Origin of the sequence: Arsenophonus nasoniae, from assembly GCF_004768525.1 — a bacterium.
Taxonomy (GTDB): Bacteria; Pseudomonadota; Gammaproteobacteria; order Enterobacterales; family Enterobacteriaceae; genus Arsenophonus; species Arsenophonus nasoniae.
The window spans coordinates 1,397,765-1,417,116 of the sequence record NZ_CP038613.1 but is presented as its reverse complement, the minus strand read 5'-3'; the positions used below and the strand labels follow the sequence as shown (position 1 = coordinate 1,417,116).

At 35.9% G+C, this 19,352-nt stretch carries 18 protein-coding genes and 3 tRNA genes; 7 read left to right on the top strand and 14 right to left on the bottom strand.

The window, feature by feature from the left end:
* Positions 1 to 82 precede the first annotated feature (82 nt).
* The 11 genes from ArsFIN_RS06890 to flhC form a co-directional block, all read right to left on the bottom strand.
* Positions 83 to 739, bottom strand: coding sequence for a protein phosphatase CheZ (locus tag ArsFIN_RS06890; RefSeq protein ID WP_026823459.1), 657 nt, complete (start codon positions 737 to 739; stop codon positions 83 to 85).
* A gap of 14 nt (positions 740 to 753) precedes the next feature.
* Positions 754 to 1,140: a chemotaxis response regulator CheY gene (cheY, locus tag ArsFIN_RS06885; RefSeq protein WP_026823460.1), complete on the bottom strand. Its 387-nt coding sequence runs from the start codon at positions 1,138 to 1,140 to the stop codon at positions 754 to 756.
* Between the two features lie 38 nt (positions 1,141 to 1,178).
* On the bottom strand, positions 1,179 to 2,222 hold the full coding sequence (locus ArsFIN_RS06880; RefSeq protein ID WP_026823461.1) for a protein-glutamate methylesterase/protein-glutamine glutaminase: 1,044 nt from the start codon (positions 2,220 to 2,222) through the stop codon (positions 1,179 to 1,181).
* On the bottom strand, positions 2,210 to 3,052 hold the full coding sequence (locus ArsFIN_RS06875; RefSeq protein ID WP_026823462.1) for a CheR family methyltransferase: 843 nt from the start codon (positions 3,050 to 3,052) through the stop codon (positions 2,210 to 2,212). Before ArsFIN_RS06875 ends, ArsFIN_RS06880 begins: the two co-directional genes overlap by 13 nt.
* Positions 3,049 to 4,656, bottom strand: a complete 1,608-nt coding sequence (locus ArsFIN_RS06870) for a methyl-accepting chemotaxis protein (protein WP_026823463.1) — start codon at positions 4,654 to 4,656, stop codon at positions 3,049 to 3,051. The genes ArsFIN_RS06875 and ArsFIN_RS06870 overlap by 4 nt, the downstream gene beginning before the upstream one ends.
* A gap of 50 nt (positions 4,657 to 4,706) precedes the next feature.
* Complete coding sequence (locus tag ArsFIN_RS28165) at positions 4,707 to 6,383, bottom strand: methyl-accepting chemotaxis protein (protein WP_026823464.1); 1,677 nt, start codon at positions 6,381 to 6,383, stop codon at positions 4,707 to 4,709.
* Positions 6,384 to 6,630: 247 nt separating this feature from the next.
* Positions 6,631 to 7,125: a chemotaxis protein CheW gene (locus ArsFIN_RS06860; RefSeq protein WP_034249953.1), complete on the bottom strand. Its 495-nt coding sequence runs from the start codon at positions 7,123 to 7,125 to the stop codon at positions 6,631 to 6,633.
* A gap of 51 nt (positions 7,126 to 7,176) precedes the next feature.
* Complete coding sequence (gene cheA, locus ArsFIN_RS06855) at positions 7,177 to 9,114, bottom strand: chemotaxis protein CheA (protein WP_026823466.1); 1,938 nt, start codon at positions 9,112 to 9,114, stop codon at positions 7,177 to 7,179.
* A 2-nt stretch (positions 9,115 to 9,116) separates the two neighbouring features.
* Positions 9,117 to 10,079 (bottom strand): flagellar motor protein MotB, encoded by a 963-nt coding sequence (gene motB, locus ArsFIN_RS06850; protein ID WP_071846885.1) that lies wholly within the window; start codon positions 10,077 to 10,079, stop codon positions 9,117 to 9,119.
* Positions 10,080 to 10,081: 2 nt separating this feature from the next.
* Positions 10,082 to 10,975, bottom strand: a complete 894-nt coding sequence (gene motA, locus ArsFIN_RS06845; protein WP_026823467.1) for a flagellar motor stator protein MotA — start codon at positions 10,973 to 10,975, stop codon at positions 10,082 to 10,084.
* Between the two features lie 123 nt (positions 10,976 to 11,098).
* On the bottom strand, positions 11,099 to 11,683 hold the full coding sequence (gene flhC / locus ArsFIN_RS06840) for a flagellar transcriptional regulator FlhC (protein WP_026823468.1): 585 nt from the start codon (positions 11,681 to 11,683) through the stop codon (positions 11,099 to 11,101).
* A gap of 50 nt (positions 11,684 to 11,733) precedes the next feature.
* Between flhC and ArsFIN_RS06835 the strand changes: the two genes are divergently transcribed.
* The gene (locus ArsFIN_RS06835) at positions 11,734 to 12,933 is read left to right on the top strand and encodes an IS91 family transposase (protein WP_135677400.1); all 1,200 of its coding nucleotides are present in this window, start codon (positions 11,734 to 11,736) and stop codon (positions 12,931 to 12,933) included.
* A 180-nt stretch (positions 12,934 to 13,113) separates the two neighbouring features.
* On the opposite strand, the gene flhD is transcribed toward ArsFIN_RS06835, so the two are convergent.
* The 3 genes from flhD to cspE form a co-directional block, all read right to left on the bottom strand.
* The gene (flhD, locus tag ArsFIN_RS06830) at positions 13,114 to 13,461 is read right to left on the bottom strand and encodes a flagellar transcriptional regulator FlhD (protein ID WP_026823673.1); all 348 of its coding nucleotides are present in this window, start codon (positions 13,459 to 13,461) and stop codon (positions 13,114 to 13,116) included.
* Positions 13,462 to 14,476: 1,015 nt separating this feature from the next.
* Positions 14,477 to 14,668 carry a protein DsrB gene (gene dsrB / locus ArsFIN_RS06825; protein ID WP_026823672.1) on the bottom strand — a complete coding sequence of 64 codons (192 nt, stop codon included), beginning with the start codon at positions 14,666 to 14,668 and terminating at the stop codon, positions 14,477 to 14,479.
* An 87-nt stretch (positions 14,669 to 14,755) separates the two neighbouring features.
* Positions 14,756 to 14,968, bottom strand: a complete 213-nt coding sequence (cspE, locus tag ArsFIN_RS06820) for a transcription antiterminator/RNA stability regulator CspE (RefSeq protein ID WP_026823671.1) — start codon at positions 14,966 to 14,968, stop codon at positions 14,756 to 14,758.
* 475 nt (positions 14,969 to 15,443) lie between these two features.
* Between cspE and ArsFIN_RS06815 the strand changes: the two genes are divergently transcribed.
* From ArsFIN_RS06815 to ArsFIN_RS06790, 6 genes are all read left to right on the top strand, one after another.
* Positions 15,444 to 15,929 carry a YlaC family protein gene (locus ArsFIN_RS06815; protein WP_026823670.1) on the top strand — a complete coding sequence of 162 codons (486 nt, stop codon included), beginning with the start codon at positions 15,444 to 15,446 and terminating at the stop codon, positions 15,927 to 15,929.
* A 151-nt stretch (positions 15,930 to 16,080) separates the two neighbouring features.
* A tRNA-Asn gene (locus ArsFIN_RS06810) sits at positions 16,081 to 16,156 on the top strand.
* Between the two features lie 289 nt (positions 16,157 to 16,445).
* Positions 16,446 to 16,521, top strand: a tRNA-Asn gene (locus tag ArsFIN_RS06805).
* Between the two features lie 201 nt (positions 16,522 to 16,722).
* A tRNA-Asn gene (locus tag ArsFIN_RS06800) sits at positions 16,723 to 16,798 on the top strand.
* Between the two features lie 168 nt (positions 16,799 to 16,966).
* Entirely contained in the window at positions 16,967 to 18,016 is a 1,050-nt protein-coding gene (gene pyrC / locus ArsFIN_RS06795) for a dihydroorotase (protein ID WP_026823669.1), read from the top strand.
* A gap of 469 nt (positions 18,017 to 18,485) precedes the next feature.
* A complete protein-coding gene (locus ArsFIN_RS06790; protein WP_026823668.1) occupies positions 18,486 to 19,085 on the top strand; it encodes a LuxR C-terminal-related transcriptional regulator in 600 nt (199 codons plus the stop codon).
* The last annotated feature ends 267 nt before the right edge of the window (positions 19,086 to 19,352 follow it).

The window sequence follows — 19,352 nt, the reverse complement described above, 5'->3', positions numbered from 1 at the left end:
TTGTATCTCTTTTATTTTCGCTGTCTATTTCATATTATCAATCAATTACCGTAAATGCCGCTGACTAGCTATTTTATCGCATTCATAATCCCAGGCTGGTCAATAATTCATCTACTTGAGTTTGCTGACTGTAATTTTCTTTCCGATCTGTCGTCAGTTGTGTTCCATTTAGTAATTCATTTGAACGATTTATCGACGATAAGGAATTGGCAATATCTGGCGTCATATTCTCTAATAAAACAGAGACAAGTTGCTGTTCGATTTCCTGGATTATTAAAGAGAGTTTTTTAATCACTTGTCCGGTTAAATCTTGAAAATCTTGGGCCATCATGATATCCAATAATTGCGCATTGATTTGACTATTGACTTGCGGTGACTGAGCCAGATACTGTCGCGTATCCGCCACCAACGATTTAGTCTCCGTTAATTCAATCGATAATTGCGCCCATTGATCCCAGCGTTGGGTTAACTGTTCTGCTTGTTGAATTAACCACTCTTGCTTAGGTTTGATTTGATCGAGACTATTAAGGGTTTTTTCTGCCGCTTGAAAAGTCATCTGGGCAATATAATCTAGGCGCTGTTGGGTATCCGGTATCACTTCTACCGCTCTGGATATATTTTTGTCTAAACCTAACTCACGTAATCCTTCATGAATAATGCGAGTCAACCGCCCAAGACGGTTAATGATTTCTAATTTATCGTTATGAGACTCTGGTTCTTCATCTTGCCTGTTGACCATATTACCTCCTTGTTTTATGCCATTTTTTGAATAATTTGTTCAATTTTCTGCTCAAGAATAGCAGCGGTAAAAGGTTTCACCACATAACCACTGGCACCGGCTTTTGAGGCAGCAATAATGTTTTCTTTTTTGGCTTCCGCAGTCACCATTAAAACCGGTAGCTTTGCCCACTTTTCCTGTTGGCGGATCGTTTCAAGTAATAATAAGCCATCCATATTTGGCATATTCCAGTCTGTAATAATAAAATCAAAATTATGCTTATTCATTTTAGCTAAAGCATCTTCACCATCTTCAGCCTCTTCGACATTATGAAATCCTGATTCTTTCAACAAATTACGTAATATTCTTCTCATCGTTGAGAAATCATCTACGATCAGAAACATTAATTCTTTATTTGTCATGGTTTAAAGAGCCCTATCTCACTTTCTATTTGTTGCAATTACCCTGCATAACGTTGCTCTAATTTATCGAGTAACAATCGACCAAGATCATTAATATCACCCACTTCATCTACCGCATTTAACTGCAATGCGACTTTTGGCATACCATAAACAACACAGCTTTTTTCATTCTGTGCGAAGGTATAAGCACCTGCTTGCCGCATTGCTAATAATCCCATAGCTCCATCATTTCCCATTCCAGTAAGAATCATGCCAATTGCCCGCTTTCCGGCGATTTGAGCAACGGAAAAAAATAAATTATCAACTGAAGGGCGATGATGGTTAACCATCTCTTGTTGATGCAAGACTATTTGGTAATATCGGCCGGTTTTAGTTAAAGCTAAATGAAAATTACCCGGCGCAATATAAACATGTCCAGCTAATAACTTTTCTCCCTGTTCTGCTTCTTTAACTTGCAGAAAACAGCAACGATTAAGACGTTCAGCAAAAGAGCGGCTGAAACCTGCTGGCATATGTTGCGCAACGACAATTGCCGGCATATTTTGCGGTAAACTTTGTAATAGGTGTCGAATGGCCTCAGTGCCACCCGTTGAGACACCAATCGCGATAATATCATTGGTAACTTGCGGTAAGGGCAGATTAAGTTTTGGATATTTCGCTGGTTGACGCATTTTTATAATATTTGCTTTTGCTGCCACCCTAATTTTGTCACTTAATAAGTTGGCATAAGCCGATACGCCTTGTTTGAAATTCAATGTTTGTTTGGTGACAAAATCTACCGCACCTAACTCCAAAGCACGTAATGTTGCCTGAGAACCATTGGTGGTTAAGGTTGAAACCATAATCACTGGCATCGGACGTAATCGCATGATTTTCTCTAAAAAAGAGAGTCCATCCATGCGTGGCATCTCAATATCCAATGTCAATACGTCTGGGTGTCGCTGTTTTATCATTTCTCGCGCAATATAGGGATCTGCCGCACAACCAACAACTTCCATGTCCGGTTGCTGATCCAGGATTTCTCGCATAATTTTGCGCATTAAAGCTGAATCATCAACACAAAGTACCTTTATTTTTTCCATCGCTGTATCTTCTGATTTTTCAATTGATAAATACTGCGCTCAACTAATTGATAATGGCTATTTTGTTGGCAAATATTTTCCGCGTGGCCGATCATCAATAGACCCTCTTTTTTTAATAGCGGTAAAAAGCGATCTAATAATTCCTGTTGCATTTTGCTTTCAAAATAGATCATCACATTACGACAAAAAATGACATCAAACTGGCCTTCTATTGGCCAATATTTGTCCTTAAGATTAATCTGCTGAAACTGTATTTGTTTACGTAATTCCTCATGGATACGTACATAGCCTTGATTGTCACCTTGACCTTTTAATAAAAAGGATTTTCTTAACTGAGCAGGAATAGCAGTTATCACTTCCTCAGCATAAATACCCTGTTGAGCAATCTGCAAAACTTGGTTATTAATATCACTCGCCACAATTTCCTTACGAAAAATGTGATCAGTTTTAATACTATTTAATACCATAGCAACAGAGTAAGCTTCTTCTCCAGTAGAAACCGCTGTACACCAAACCCGATAGACATCCTGTTTTTTGGCTTTAGCATGGTGCGCTTCACGAAAAAAGGCGGTTAAATTGGTGGTTAATGCATTGATAAAGTATTGCCATTCAGTACCTTGCTTATGCTGCATCAGTAAAGCGACATATTGTTCAAAGCTGGTTAATTGCAAGATTTTTAATCTTTTAAGCAATCTATTGTAAACCATCATTTTTTTTTGCTTTAGCAAAACAATACCAGTTTTTTGGTAAATAAGGTCACAAATCTGTTTAAACGCTTTATCACTTAATTGCCATTGCTGATGATGGCAATTGGCGGGCATCAATTTCATTTATTATCTGCCTGTAATAATTTCATTTTTACGGTTAAATGATTAAAGCAACGTTGTGGCAACTTAAATTTTGATACGATATTTATCAAGGTTTCAGTTTGTATCTCTAATGTCTCAACAACATGGCATGATTGCTCTACTAAGGTGGCATTTTGTTGGGTCATCTGTTCCATCTGCTCTATGCTGATAGCAACCTGCTTGATCTCCTGATTTTGCTCTTTGGTAGCTGCGGCAATTTCTTGCATAAGCTTGGTAACCTGTTTAACAGAAATGACTAATTCGTTAATGGTACTACCCGCATGATTGACCAATTCAGCCCCCATCGTGACACACTCAACAGATTCATCTATCAGGCTTTTTATCTCTTTCGCCGCCTCAGCACTACGTTGCGCTAATTCCCTGACCTCGGTAGCGACCACAGAAAAACCTCGCCCTTGTTCACCCGCTCTAGCTGCCTCTACCGCTGCATTTAACGCTAATATATTAGTTTGAAAAGCAATTCCATCAATTACGCTAATAATCGCCGCAATTTTTTGCGAACTTTGGGTAATACTGGTCATCGTATCCACCACTTTGCCCGTCAAACGTCCACTTTTAGTGGCCGTTTTTTCGGCTGAAATTGCCAGTTCATTAGCTTGTTGGGCATAATGGGCGTTTTGTTGAACAATGATGGTAAACTGCTCTACACCAGCAGCGGTCTGTTTTAAGTTAACCCCTTGCTGTTGAGTATGTTTTGCTAGGGCTATATTACCCGTTTTCACCGCTTGCATACCTGTTTGCATTTCACGGGTGTTAAATCTTACTGCCGCAACTGAGGTAATAATTGCTTCTCGCATTTCTGCAAACTTGGTAAAAATTTTACCCAATTCATCTTGCTCATTTTCGACTAGCGGCTTGTCTAAATAGCCATTAGCAATATCGATAAAACAATTTTTCATCATTTTAAAACGAGCTATTAATTTTTTTTGCAAATTAAAATGGGTTAATAGACAAGCGATAAAGACCGTAATCAGAGTAATAACCGACATAATCAAGGAAAATTGACTTGAATCTCGACTATACTTCGCTGCCTCACCAACTTCGCTGTTTATATGCTTAATATAAGTAAAATAACTATCTTCAAACCTTAATAAATGCCCTTCACTTGGCACTTGTAACGCCTGTTTAATATCTCGTTTATCTAGTAGTTTCTTTATCATATGAAGTGCATGATTCAGAGCCTGATAATCGCGTTCAATATCGGCGGTAATTTTTCCGCTTTTTTCTTGATAATATTGCTGTGACAACTGACTGAACTGGTGAAAATATTTTTCTGTGTCGGCTAATTGGTTATCAATTCTACTACTTAATATCGCCAATTTATCGGCTGGATAATTTGTTTGCATCCGCAACGTCAGTCGATTAAGGGTACTGCGTGCTTTAAGTAAATGATTCCAACTTAAGGTCAAAGCCTCTAATTTATCTATCTTGATATCTAAATGTTCAAAGTGAGATTGCTGCTGATGAAAGATATTAACCGCAGTTCCCCCAGTCACAAATTGCATAGTACAAAAAAAAAGCAGTAATAAGTGAAGACGGGTTGATACCCTTAGTGTTAATTTCATCCTTGTAGCCTTAATCCTTAATTCACTTTTCTTTGACAAATAACCCGTGTTTAAAACGCTGTCCAATTATCATCATGGGTTACTTTTTTCTTATCATCGATCGCTTCTGCTTCCGTCACGCCCTTAGCGAGATTTTCGATTGATTGATGATATGGTTCATCAGCATCTTCTTGGGGCAATTTAAATACCGAAACCAAGTCGGTTAAGATTTTAGTCTGGATCTCTAATTCCGCCGTGGCCGCACCAGACTGTTCAACCAATGAAGCATTATGTTGTAGTACATGATCCATTTCGTTGATAGCAATACTGACCTGATTAATACCTTTGCTCTGCTCATCGGAGGCGGAGGCAATTTCACCCATGATTTCTGTCACACTAACTACGGACTCAACAATTTTGCCCATTGTTTCACCCGCTTCTTCAGCCAATTTTGCGCCGCTTAGCGTACGACTAACTGAATTTTCAATTAAACCTTTAATCTCTTTCGCTGCATTTGCACTACGTTGGGCAAGATTACGAACCTCTTCGGCCACGACCGCAAAACCACGGCCATGTTCGCCAGCACGCGCAGCTTCCACCGCCGCATTAAGGGCTAATATATTGGTTTGAAAAGCAATCCCATCAATTACACTGGTAATATCAGCGATTTTTTGCGCACTTTCAGAAATACTTTTCATGGTGTCAACGACATTAGCCACAACTTGCCCCCCTTCCCAGGCAATTTCTGAGGCTGAATCAGCCAATTTATTGGCCTGAGTAGCATGTTCAGCATTCTGCTTAACGGTAATCGTTAACTCCTCCATACTGGCGGCTGTCTCTTCTAGAGCGGCAACCTGCTGCTCTGAACGAGTGGAAAGATCACTATTACCAGTTGCAATTTCACTTGTGCGAGCATAAATTTTGTCGGCAGAGCCAGAAACACTTTTGACTATTTGGATCAATTCATATTGCATATGTTTTAGTCCTGCCGCTAATCTCCCCATTTCATTGTTGCCATTAATTGCAATATGCGATGAGAGATCCCCTGCCGAAAAAGCTTTAATATTCATGAGTAATGAATTTAATGGATTAATCAATAAGCGATGGATCCCAAACCAACAGAGGATCAGCAATAGAATTAACGCTGACAGGACAACAAATAGGGTATAAACAGAATAACGATATGATACTTCTGAGTGACCAATAATTTCATCATACACCACTAAACTTTCGTTAAGATAGTGATCCAGTGCTTGTGAAAATTCTTGTTGATAAATCGATGTGGGTTGATCTGAAAAATCTTTTATTTGATCATTTTCTAATAAAAAAATCAGTGAATGTAATGACTCCATATAGCGGGTATAATTTTTTGATAAATCAGCCAGGATCTTCGGATCATGCAAAGATAATTTAGCGGTACGTTGATATTTATCGAAATACTCTCTTGCTTTGACTAAATTCAAACGAGCAGCTTCAATAATTTGTCCAACTGGTTCATCTATGGGTACCTTTTTCTTGGTTAATAAATAACTAACACCGGCTCGATTGAGTTGGATCCGGGCTTTTAGCAGATGAACCCAGCCCTCATTAAGTAATATTCGCTGATTACGCATTTGGGCTAATAAGGCTATTTCCTCTTTTTGATCTTTTAAATCAAAGAAAAAAAATGCCCCCGATGCCAATTGTAATATGCCAAACAGAAGTAATGTGATGATTAAACCTGTAATAATTTTCATTCTATTTAGCATATAAAAATTTCCATTTCATTAAGATAGATAAAATATCGTCCCTAGCAATAGAAACTTTATAGCAATAATTGATGGTTTTTTATTATTCTTTTTTAAAATGGTTAATTACTTTTTTTTACTGATATCACTAGAACATCATTAGATAAGTAAAATATTTTATTTTGTCAGTCGTTAACAAGTTATTTATTTTAACTTGAATAAATTTACTGCGCTATTTGCGCCTAGATTAATCAACAAAACAATTTATTTAATCATCGATATTTTGAATTAATGCCATTTCTTGACTATTAAGTAATTTTTCAATATTCACCAAAATCAACATCCGCTCATCTAACATTCCTAAGCCCATAAGATATTCAGCCGATAAGATGGTTGATATTTCAGGTGGTGGACAAATTTGTTCTGGCATTAGCGTTAATACGTCAGAAACCGCATCAACAACAATACCAATAATTCTTTGTGATAACATGACAATAATAACAACCGTACTATTATCATATATTACTTCAGACTGGGAAAACTTAATTCTTAAATCAATTATTGGAATAATGACGCCACGCAAGTGGTTGATTCCTTTGATAAAATCAGGCATATTAGCAATGCGAGTAACATGATGGTAACCACAAATTTCCTGTACTTTTAGAATATCAATACCATATTCCTCTTCACCTAAGGTGAAAATTAAATAACCTGTTCCTTGACGTTCAGTTTTGATATTGCTAAACCCACTTTGCTTAATCATCGTTAAATTCCTTGTTACCAATTATATTAATAATTTTGCCATTTAATCTATCTATTGTTGTCTTTTTATATAAGCCAATTGATAGAGTTCTTTAATATCAAGAATTAATGCTACACTACCATCGCCCATAATTGTGGCAGACGTGATCCCTTTAATCGGTTTAAAATTTGTTTCTATATTTTTTACCACTACCTGCTGCTGTCCTAATAAACTATCAACAAATAAAGCGTATTTTTTACCTGCATATTGAACTATGACAACAATGCCTTCATTAATCGCTTTTTTCCCTTGCGGAATATCCAGCACTTGATAGAGTTCAATTAGCGGAATATATTCATCCCAAACTAACAGTAATTTTTCATTATTACCTAACATAAAAATTTGTTCGGCTTTGGGTTGTAAAACACTGACTACTGCGTTAAGCGGTAAAATAAAAATTTCATCGCTAACCTGAACAGACATGGCCTCTAAAATAGCCAAGGTTAATGGCAAAAAAATATGGGTGGTAGTCCCTTTTCCTGCCTCAAAAGTTAATGTAATTTGGCCGCCCATTTCGTGAATATTCTGTTTTACAATATCCATGCCAACGCCACGACCAGAAACGTCAGTCACGCTTTCCGCCGTACTGAATCCCGGTGCAAAAATTAGCATGGCAATATCTTGATCGCTCATTTGATCGGATATTTCTAAACCAATACTTCGGGCTTTTTGTAAAATTTTTTCTCTATTTAAACCATTGTCATCATCACTAACGGTAATGCAGATATTGCCACCTTGGTGCTCAGCAGAAATCATTAATTGCCCCTCTTCTGCTTTTCCCCTTTGCCGTCTAACTTCGGGTAATTCAATCCCATGATCAAGGCTATTACGTACCAAATGGGTAAGTGGATCAATAATCTTCTCAATTAACCCTTTGTCTAATTCAGTGGTTTTGCCTTTAAGGGTTAAGGAAACTTTTTTATTGAGTTTTATTGCTAAATCATGAACCAAACGTGGAAAACGGTTAAAGACATAATCCATTGGCATCATACGAATTGACATCACTGAAAGCTGTAAATCACGCGAATTTCTAGCTAATTGATTAAGACAATCATGTAATGGATTATGACGATCATCTAATTGCTGGCTATGTTGCATCAACATAGATTGGGTAATAATCAATTCACCAACTAGATTAATAAGTTGATCAACTTTCTCCACCGCAACTCGAATGGTTGATGCCTCTGAGGGAGTAAAAGATCGATTTGACTCTATAGCAGCGATAGTTTTCGTGGCTGTTTTATCTACTGTAGTAAGTTGCTTATTTTCATCGATTAGCTGATTATGCTGACTTACCTCTTCTGCAATTGGATTTGCAATGGAAAAATGGATCTGTTGCTCATCAAGTAGAAAACACAGTACAGCAGTAATATCCTGTTGAGATTCAGCGGTTTGAAGTAAAACGGTTAATGTTGTTTGCTCAATTTGATGCTCAATCACCGTACCTAAGATATTTAATTCATCGAGAAGTAATGTGATCTCATGGGGCTTAAGATCAACCAATTTGATACTAAAATAAGTTTCCGCAGCTGTTTTAGCCGTCACCGCTTCTACTACAGATTTATCACTGGTCGGTATCAGCGTATAAAACAGGGCTTCAACTTGACTAAATAAATATTCATCAGGCAATTGTTCATTGCGATAAGCATTAAGCTGCGCTAATAAAATATCTTTAGCATTTAATAAGGCCTGAAGAATGTCGGCTGTTAACAATATCGTTTGGCTTCGTAACCCATCTAACACATTTTCCAAAATATGAGTGGTTTTTTGTAATTGACTAAAGCCAAATGTCGCAGCACCCCCTTTAACAGAATGCGCACAACGAAAAATAGCATTAAGCGCCTCACTATCAGCAGTATCAATATTAAGATGGAGCAATTTTTGCTCCATCTCATCTAATAGCTCTTCTGTCTCATCGAAAAATACTTGATAAAACGCACCTAGCTCCATGGCTATTTATCCTTTGGTTGAGCCAATATCACTTCGCTATGGTCAGTAGATAATACTGCTGTTGGTACTAAAGAAGGTGTTAACGAACTCTCTACCTGTTCGCTATTTTGTTCGCCAATCTCTTTTGTCGGCTGAGGTCGCTGATTTTCGTGAATAATGGCGGCTTCACTCTCTTTGTTTAACACCAAAATACTAATTCGTCGATTAGCTGCGGCTGCGGGATTATTTTCTAACGGCACCGTTGAAGCCATACCAACAACACGCATGATTTTATGTTCATCCAGACCACCACTAATTAATGTCCGGCGCGAAGAGTTTGCCCTGTCTGCCGACAATTCCCAGTTACTGTAACCATAGCCGCCTTTGGCATAAGCTGTACTATCGGTATGGCCAGCCAGACTAATCTTATTGGGATAATCATTTAATACCGGTGCCAACACATGCAGGATTTTTTGCATATTTTTATCAATTACCGCACTGCCGCTAGCAAACATAGGCCGATTTTCGCCATCAATTATTTGTATCTGCAATCCTTCATCCATTAAATCAATTAACAAATTAGGTTTTAGATCCTGTAAGCGCGGATCATTCATAATTAATAATTCAAGATCCTGTTGTAATTTTTTAAAGCGATCCTGTTCAGTCTCTGGCAGTTGGTTGGGCTCTTTGGGTAATGTATCACCCTCGCGATAAGTAATGTCTTTTCCGCCACCCGGTATAATATTTGTGACATCCCCACTCTTAGGACCATTATTTAATGAAACCTTAAGCGGTGTACGAAAATAATCAGCAATACGAATTAACTCTTGCGGGCTGGAAATGGATAAAATCCACATAACTAAAAAGAAAGCCATCATGGCAGTCATAAAATCCGCATAAGCGATTTTCCAGGAGCCGCCATGGTAATGACTGGATTTCTTACGTCGTTTTTTCTTGATAATGATGGTCGATTTTGCTGTTTTCATAATCAATCATCTTCAACATCAGCAGAATTAGTATGAGTCGGATTTTTCATGCTACGCACATGATCCTCTAATTCATTAAAAAAGGGTCTATCATCTAAAAATAGCGTTTTACGGCCAAATTCTACTGCAATTTGAGGTGCGTAACCGCTAATCGATGACAGTAAAGTGACTTTAATACATTCCATCATCTTAATTTGTTGATGGCTCTTTTGTCGCACCAAATTAGCTAACGGTGAAATAAAACCGTATGCAAGTAGAATACCCAGAAAAGTTCCTACCATCGCATTACCAATTAATATTCCCATCTCGCCTGCGGGTCTATCGGCAGAAGCAAGTGCATGCACGACCCCCATCACCGCAGCAACAATACCAAAAGCCGGCAATGAGTCTCCTAACATACTCAAACTCACTGCTGGGACTTCAGCCTCGTGCTCAAAAGTGGCAATTTCTTCATCCATTAATGCTTCAATTTCATGCGCATTCATATTACCAGTGATCATTAATCGCATATAGTCAGTTAAAAAACTCATTAAATGTGGATCACTTAATAACTTTGGATATTGAGAAAAAATGTCACTCTGTTCGGGATCTTCAATATCCCGCTCTAACGATAATACCCCCGCTTGACGCGACTTTGTTAACAAGCGAAATTGTAGTGCCATGAGATCCATATAAATTGATTTATTATAACGGGAGCTGGTAAGTAACCTTGGCAACACTCTTAATGTTGATTTAATCGCTTTACCATTATTAGCGACAATAAAACCGCCCAAACCAGCACCAAATATAATTAAAAACTCTGCGGGTTGATATAAAGCAGATAAGTGCCCCCCGACAAGTAAATAACCACCTAATACTGCTCCAATAACCACAAGATAGCCTAAGAATACAAGCACTTGATATTCCCTTTATTGATGATAATGAACTAGAGATCTGTATTCAAAGCAAGCATACTGACCTATTAAGAGCTATGGTAAACCTAAACCATAACTCTCTATTTTATTAATACAGTAGGTATGCTACTGAATTTGTCCCAATACTTGAGGATGAATATCGGCAAATTGACAAGAATGTTTACGTTTTTTAATCGCCCTTGAAGGGGGTTGGCATAAACTACAGGCAAAACTGTTCACCGGTTGATGGGCATGGGTAATAAAAGTTCCACCACAGCAGCGACAAGTTGATGGTTGCAACATGCCACTATCAACAAACCGAACTAACGTCCAGGCTCTGGTCAAAGCCAGTATGGGCGGGTTAGTTGACTCAGTGCCACATTGTTCCAGATACAAACGATAAGCCCGTACGATGGCATTTATTCCTCTATAATGACCACTGGTTAATAAGAAGCGATAAGCATTATAAAACATAGAAGAGTGAATATTTTGCTCCCAAGTCATAAACCAGTCGGTTGAGAATGGCAACATACCTTTAGGTGGGGGATTGCCTCGTAATTCCTTATATAACTTAATTAATCGCCCTCGGCTGAGTTGAGTTTCACTTTCCAACATTTGAAGACGTGCACCTAAATTAATTAAATCTATAGCTAAATGAATATCTTTTGCTTCTTGAACATAAGCACGCCTTTGGCGTGAGCATCGCGGCAAAGGCGCTCTATTTCTAGGCAATTCCCTTCTCGTCTTTTATACTCTGCTCTATGTACATCCCCAGACCTGCAAAACTGCTATTTCAATACGATGACGGATGGAACCTTTTCATCGAAAATAATCACGTAGATGAATGGCAACTACTCTCTGTCGAAAAGATGCTCGCCTGCAGCACCTGCGCTATGGGCGTTCGCCGTTATTGCTGTTCTTCACCTGAATGCTCTCATTCACGCTTCTTTTGTCAAACCTGTAAATCCAAAGCCTGCAGTGCGTGTGGCCTCAAAGGCACCGAACAGTGGATTGCCCAGCAGCGCCATATTTTGCCGGATTGCGAATGGCAACATATTACCCTCACTATGCCTCACCTACTTTGGCCTTTTTTTAACAATAACTGGTACTTGCTCAACCAACTCTTTCGCTGTGCAACCCGCGCCATGCTCAAACACGCCAAGCGCCAAGGCCTCGAAATTGGCATTTTTTGTGCGCTGCATACTTACGGTCGCCAACTCAATCAACATCCGCATATTCATTTATCCGTCACGCGTGGGGGACTCACTCAATATGACACCTGGAAACCGATTTTCTTTAAAAAGAAAGACGTTGAAAAGGTCTGGCGCAGTGCGGTCATTCGACTCCTTAGGGATAACTATTTTCAGTTACAACCCAATAAATTGCCTGGCTTCGGGCACATTCGCAATTATCAGACCTGGTGCCGTTACCTCAATGCCCAGTTTCAACGTTATTGGAAAGTACATTTTGCCAAAAAGACACGCGGGGCCTGGCATAATGTGAAATATCTGGGCCGTTATCTTAAACGTCCCCCTATCTCCGCTTCTCAATTGAAACACTACAGCGGCGGCACCGTGGTTCATCATTACTATGACCACCACAGCCAACAATACAGACGACAGACCTTATCCCAAGAAGAAATGATACGGCGTTATGTCAGTCATATCCCTGCGCGACATTTTAAGATGATCCGTTATTACGGTTTTTTAGCCAATCGCAAACGCGGGTGCTTATTACCGAAGGTGTATGAGGCGTTAGACATGATATCTCCTAATGTGCCTGAAAAACCTGGGTTTGGGGCCCTTATCAAAGGTTTTTTAAATACTGACCCGTACCAATGTATTTTATGTGGAAACCGATTGCGGTTTATGAGTGCGGAAAAAGGAATACACGCCGTCACTTTACTGTCAGAAAGGCGGGATAAAATGGTCAAAAAACGATGGTTACAAACCGCAGCCTAGGAGCAGTGTGCCTATTATTAGGCTTTTAGATGATAATTTAACCGAATTACTGTTCTCATGGTTAATCAACGAGAAAACTGTCAGAATTTAATAGAAATATTGAGTTCAAAACACCTCCATTAATGCCTTACTGTATTGATTGAGATTCCTAACCATGAACAATACTTTTACTCGCCATAATTATGCCCTTCTTTTTATCGATTTATCATTTTCCGATAATTGTTGGAACAAATGAGTAGATAACAAAATTCCAGTATGAATTTGTTGGAGATCATCAACACGAGACTCTTTAGTTAATTGTTCAATCGTTTCGCTATTCTTAAATCTAAAATTACAGATTAATTGGTTAGTCTCTGCTAATTTAACTAACTGTGGTAATGTCAAACTGAGCAATGAATCTGCTGTTTCCTCGGTAATACCTAATCGAAACATAGCGGAAGCTTTTTCTTCCTTAATAAGACGTTGTGCAAGTAATAAATAAGAAAGATTAATATCGTAAATTTGCTTCAATAAATCTGCTGTGTTCATATTTTTATACTCACTTATTTTATTTAATTAAATTCGCTGGTGTTAGGCTATAAAAGTACTTACCATTAATGGATAAAATCTCTTTTATTGGGGCACTAAAAATTGCTCTATAGATTTATTTCAAAACCAAAGTATTACAGTCATAACCTACTTCGATATTTTCAATTTGAATAAAAATTCACACTCAATAACCAGAATAACTTGCATGTTTATAGCTGATTCTTACGATTATTCAGTTGTGCTTAGGCTATTTAAATTTAAGGTTATGTTATATCAAAAATAGTCGGCTTTTATTATTAAACTCAATATTAATCTTTTATTTACTCAGAAAAATAGAATAATAACCAAGGTTATTTTATTAATTTAGTCAATTAATAAACATTAAAATAACCATTAATTAGCAATATTTCAAAATTAAAAACTAACATAAATTACAAATATAGATTATAAAACTATAAAAATAATCAAAAACCAAATAATGCATAAACAAACAACCAAAAAACAACATTTATCATTGTAAAATTTTTTTTTAAAAATTTGGTTTACGTTAAAGGCGATTAAAAATTATTTTATCTATACATATGAGCCATTCATAACGAAAATATCACTATTATTCAATATGTTATAAAATTAAAAATTCTAATTTAATAAATTTTTAGACAAAAAAATCACATTAGCGATCTTTCATATAAAAAATTACTTATTTTATGATAAAAAAATAGCTTATTTTTTTATTAAAAATATTTAATAAAATAAAAAACATATTTTTATATAGATATTCTTATTTATAATTTAGAATGTATAATATAAATAATAAAATGCATATTTTAAAAATTTAAAATATAATATTAAAATAATAATTTTTTTAGTAAACAATTTCCTACTAGATTGAGTTATAAATTATTTATTAAAATAATCATCAAGTTACTCAGTTTTAAAAATTCTTTAACTATAACAAGGATACTCAGTACAGAAATAATCCCTCGCTAAGAGTTATGAAGATTTTAATTTATATTTATTCACATTTTGGCATCACATAAGTCCCTGCGCCTGCCGTGCTCTCATTAAAAAACCAAATACCGGTAGGATATTCGGGTAACTCAATTAAATACATTATTCCCTCATTAAAAGGTTCAATTAAGCGAATAATACCTTCCCGCATCTGCTCACCATCAGTTTTTACTAAAACGCTATCATTGATCTTCATAAGCTATACCAAAAAAATTTACTACAAAAATAAAGAAGCCTGCCGCTTGCACGACAGGCTTCAAGAAATCCATTTATTTAACTAATCTTAAAGAGCAGTTACATTCGCTGCAGCTGGGCCTTTCGAACCATCTTCAATGGTAAATTCTACATTTTGCCCTTCAGCCAGGGTTTTGAATCCATTTCCTTGAATGGCAGAGAAGTGAACGAATACATCTTTGCTACCATCAGAAGGAGTGATGAAACCAAAGCCTTTAGATTCGTTAAACCACTTCACTTGACCCTTCATTTTGTCAGACATGTGCCTTTTCCTATATAACAAATAAACATTGCCGTTTTCGGCAGGTATACAAAAGCCTACATCACTATTTAATTCATGGAAGCACTCAGCAAGAAACGGTCGAAAGGCTATCAGGGATAACACTACTCATAACACATTAACTTAAATGTCGTAAATAAAATAGATCTGTTTATTAGGCTTCCTCCCATTAACGCACGAGTAGTTAATAATATCAATAGTTTTATGCTTTTGTTTAAGAAAAAAATTGAATTTTTTCAAGAATATTCTTCGTTAACCCAGTAAATTAATAAAAAAATCAAAATGATCTAAATAAATTCATAAATATAAATTTTTTTTCTGTTTAGGACAATTCCTAATCAATAAAGATTTTGCTTAAATAAAGAGAAAAACGGCGATGTCGATAACTCAAGCAATTTTATATGCTAGTCTCAAAGCTCAGATTCATCTATAAATCTAATCAATTAAGGTAAATATCATGGATATGATAAAAGTAATCCTGAATGAAAATCTCTGCCAAATAAATAAACAGCAAAACCGTAATAATAGACCTTATTTAAATTGGCAGTTCATCACTAGTCATCCCTATCTTTGTATAGGAATGATCATCGCTTACTTGCTGACAGCTATTCTAATCTATTATACACCCTACTTTGGGTTATACTGGACAATCGGCTTCACACTATTTTTCCTGCTATTGGCCGCAGCATTGCTGTTTGATATCAAACCAACATATCGTTTTAAGGATATTGGAATACTGGATTTACGGGTATGTTACAATGGTGAATGGTTTGTTACTGAAGAAGTATCAGATGCAGCTATTAACAAAATACTTACTGAACCAACTATCAATGATGCCATCAAAACCGAACTAAAACGTCTTATCAAACAAAAAAGCAAAATAACATTTTATGATATATATCTACTTGCCTACTCGCCTAATTCAATAAAGAACCACTCATAATTCATATATAAATCATATAATATCAGATAAATAGCTCATTTTTAATTCAATATGATTACAGTACAAACAAACAGTAAAAATATTATATTTTTAACATTGACAGTGGTCGAGGACATCGTTAGTATGCAGCCAGCTTTTTAGCTTGCTCAATTCCTCCATAGTTCAGTTGGTAGAACGGCGGACTGTTAATCCGTATGTCACTGGTTCGAGCCCAGTTGGAGGAGCCAAATACTAAAAGCCCGCAATTATGCGGGCTTTTGCTTTTAGTTTAATATGCGCATCAATTATGCCGCCATAACAAAATTTGCTTTTTTGTCCACTTCTTTGTAACCAATACAAAATGAGCTTCTCTTTGGGTCAATTTTAGAACTTTTACAATATAGGATTTGAATTTTTAAATTAGTAACCCTCTTTCTTGATTACCTTATAACCAAACAGTGATTATTTTCATTTTTATACTTTACAACTAAGATAAGCACCGCTATTATTCCGCTCGTTGTGAAGCACATGACCAATTCCTCCATAGTTCAGTTGGTAGAACGGCGGACTGTTAATCCGTATGTCACTGGTTCGAGCCCAGTTGGAGGAGCCAAATTTTAGCAAACCTGTCTAATAGACCGTTTTTTTGCCTTCAGTAGTAAATTAAATATATTAAAAATCCAACCTCTATGCTGACTATCAAGCAACATCTCGCTAGCAATCATATTGCTACATGCAAAGATTTAAATAACTCTTTTTGGTCTTTGACAAATTGACTTTCTGTCGATAACATTCACTGCACATCTCATGTTATTCCTCCATAGTTCAGTTGGTAGAACGGCGGACTGTTAATCCGTATGTCACTGGTTCGAGCCCAGTTGGAGGAGCCAAACCCTCTTAACTATACTTCTGTCATCAATTTTATAACTTCTTCCTTTGATAGCGGATTAATCTGCTTTTTAGTATAGCTATTTTGTTTTTTTCACTTTATCATTCCTATCTGACATGCTCACAACTCATCTTTATTCATTATCTACCTTTAAGATGGAGTCAATTTCATGACCCAAATTACGACAACTATTAAAATTCGCCGCCCAGACGACTGGCATGTTCATTTTAGAGATGATGATATATTAAAACTTGTTGTGCCTTATACTAGCCGATTTTTTGGCCGAGCAATAGTTATGCCAAACTTGGTACCTCCAATTACTGAAATTAATCAAGCAAAATCTTATCGAGAAAGGATCCTGAATGCGACTCCTGTAGAACATCCATTTACACCATTAATGACCTGCTATCTAACGGATACCACTGATGCAAAAATAGTTGAAGAAGGCTTTAAGCAAGAGGTATTTACTGCCTGTAAACTTTACCCAGCCTACGCAACAACTAACTCTAAATATGGGATATCAAAGATAGAAAATATCTATTCCGTTTTTGCCATAATGGAAAAAGTAGGTATGCCACTATTAGTGCACGGCGAAGTCACAAGCAGTGACATTGATATTTTTGATCGTGAAGCCTATTTTATTGATCAAACATTAGAGCCTATTAGAAAAGATTTTCCTAGTCTAAAAATTGTGTTTGAACACATTACCACTAAAGAGGCCGTTCAATATGTACTGGCTGGAAACGACAAGCTGGCTGCTACCATCACACCACAACATTTAATGTTTAATAGAAATCATATGTTAGTTGGTGGCATCAAACCTCACTTATATTGTTTACCTGTTCTGAAGCGCGACATCCATCAAAAAGCATTACGTGAGGCAATAACAACGGACTGTCAACGCTTTTTCCTTGGCACAGATAGTGCCCCCCATACCCAAAATAGAAAAGAGTCTGCTTGTGGCTGCGCTGGTGTTTTTAATGCACCTACTGCCCTTGCAGCCTATGCTAGCGTTTTTGATGAAATGAATGCTCTGGAAAAATTTGAAGCATTTTGTTCATTAAATGGCGCCAAATTTTATGGCTTACCCGTTAATGAAGGCTTTATTGAGCTTAAACGTAAAAAAAATATTATTGCTGACAAAATTTCCCAAGGTGAAAATCATTTAATTCCTTTTTTAGCAAATGAAGACGCTAATTGGGAAATCAATGTTCTATAATTATCTACTATAAAGTTATCATGGCTGTGGTCTATTATTAATCAATCAACCACAGCCATCTTATGATTTGTACGTAAAAAACCATTATTTCATTTAAAATAACACTGTTATCTAGGTTTATTTTGCTAATAATCTATTATTTATGAACAATATGACATCATGCATTCGTTAATCTTTTAGCCAAAATTTCTATAAAAAATAAACAATAAAACCAATAAAAATCCAGAAAGACAATGAATATACTTTCTGAAAAGTGTTATTAATAAAACTAAATTATATAAATAAACCAAATCAATTAATAAAGAATATTAAGCTAATATGGGTATTCAATTAAATACTTACTATGATATTTTAATTATATAACAGTAAGATATTTACAAATTTTTATCGCTATTTTTTATTGCACTTATGGTAAGTAACCCATAAGAAATTTATTGTTTATCTATTATTTAGACAAGGATGTTTTGTAATGAAAGTTTTAATTATTGACGAATGTTATTATACAAGATTAGGCATCAGTGAATATTTATCAAAAATCAATAAACTTCAGTTTATTAGTCAAGATAGTATTAAATCTGCCATAAATCATATTAATAATTTTTCTCCTGATGTTGTTTTAGCCAATTTAACACATTATTGTCACCATGCAGAATATTGTAATCAACTACAAACATTTATTGAAAAACTACATAATGTACGTTTCTATATTTATCTTGATTCTCCTTACCCCTTCACAAATCGGCCTATATTGCTAAAAAACCAATGTTTTATTATGTCAAAAAAAATATTAAATTACGTATTAGAGCGATTAATAGAAACTAATAGCATATTAAAAAACATCACTTATTTATCAAATGACAATGCATCAATTTTTAGTTATCAAGAGCAAAAAATTATCAAAAATTGGATGAATGCAGTGCCTAATCATGTCATTGCCAGAAAGCTTGGGATTAGTAATAGTACGGTTTATTCCCATAAAAGACACATTACTGAAAAAATTTTTGTTAATAATCGAATTGAACTTTTTTTTGTTTATAATATTTTTAAATATATTTATTCAAATGATTAAAATATTTCCTATTTACAAAAAGAATTTAATTTAATTATATTATTTATAATAGAATTAATTTTATTCATAACTCATATCAATTTTTTTGCTTTGTATTGATTTAAAATGAGTACGACCAATCATTCTCGTGCTCACTACCTTTTTATTTCATTTACACCAGATATCACTGATAGCATACCTCGATATATGATCTTCAATAAGTTACCACCAACTGTTAACAAGCAAGACCATATAAAATAGCAATACTTCACCTTCCTCAGCAAAAAA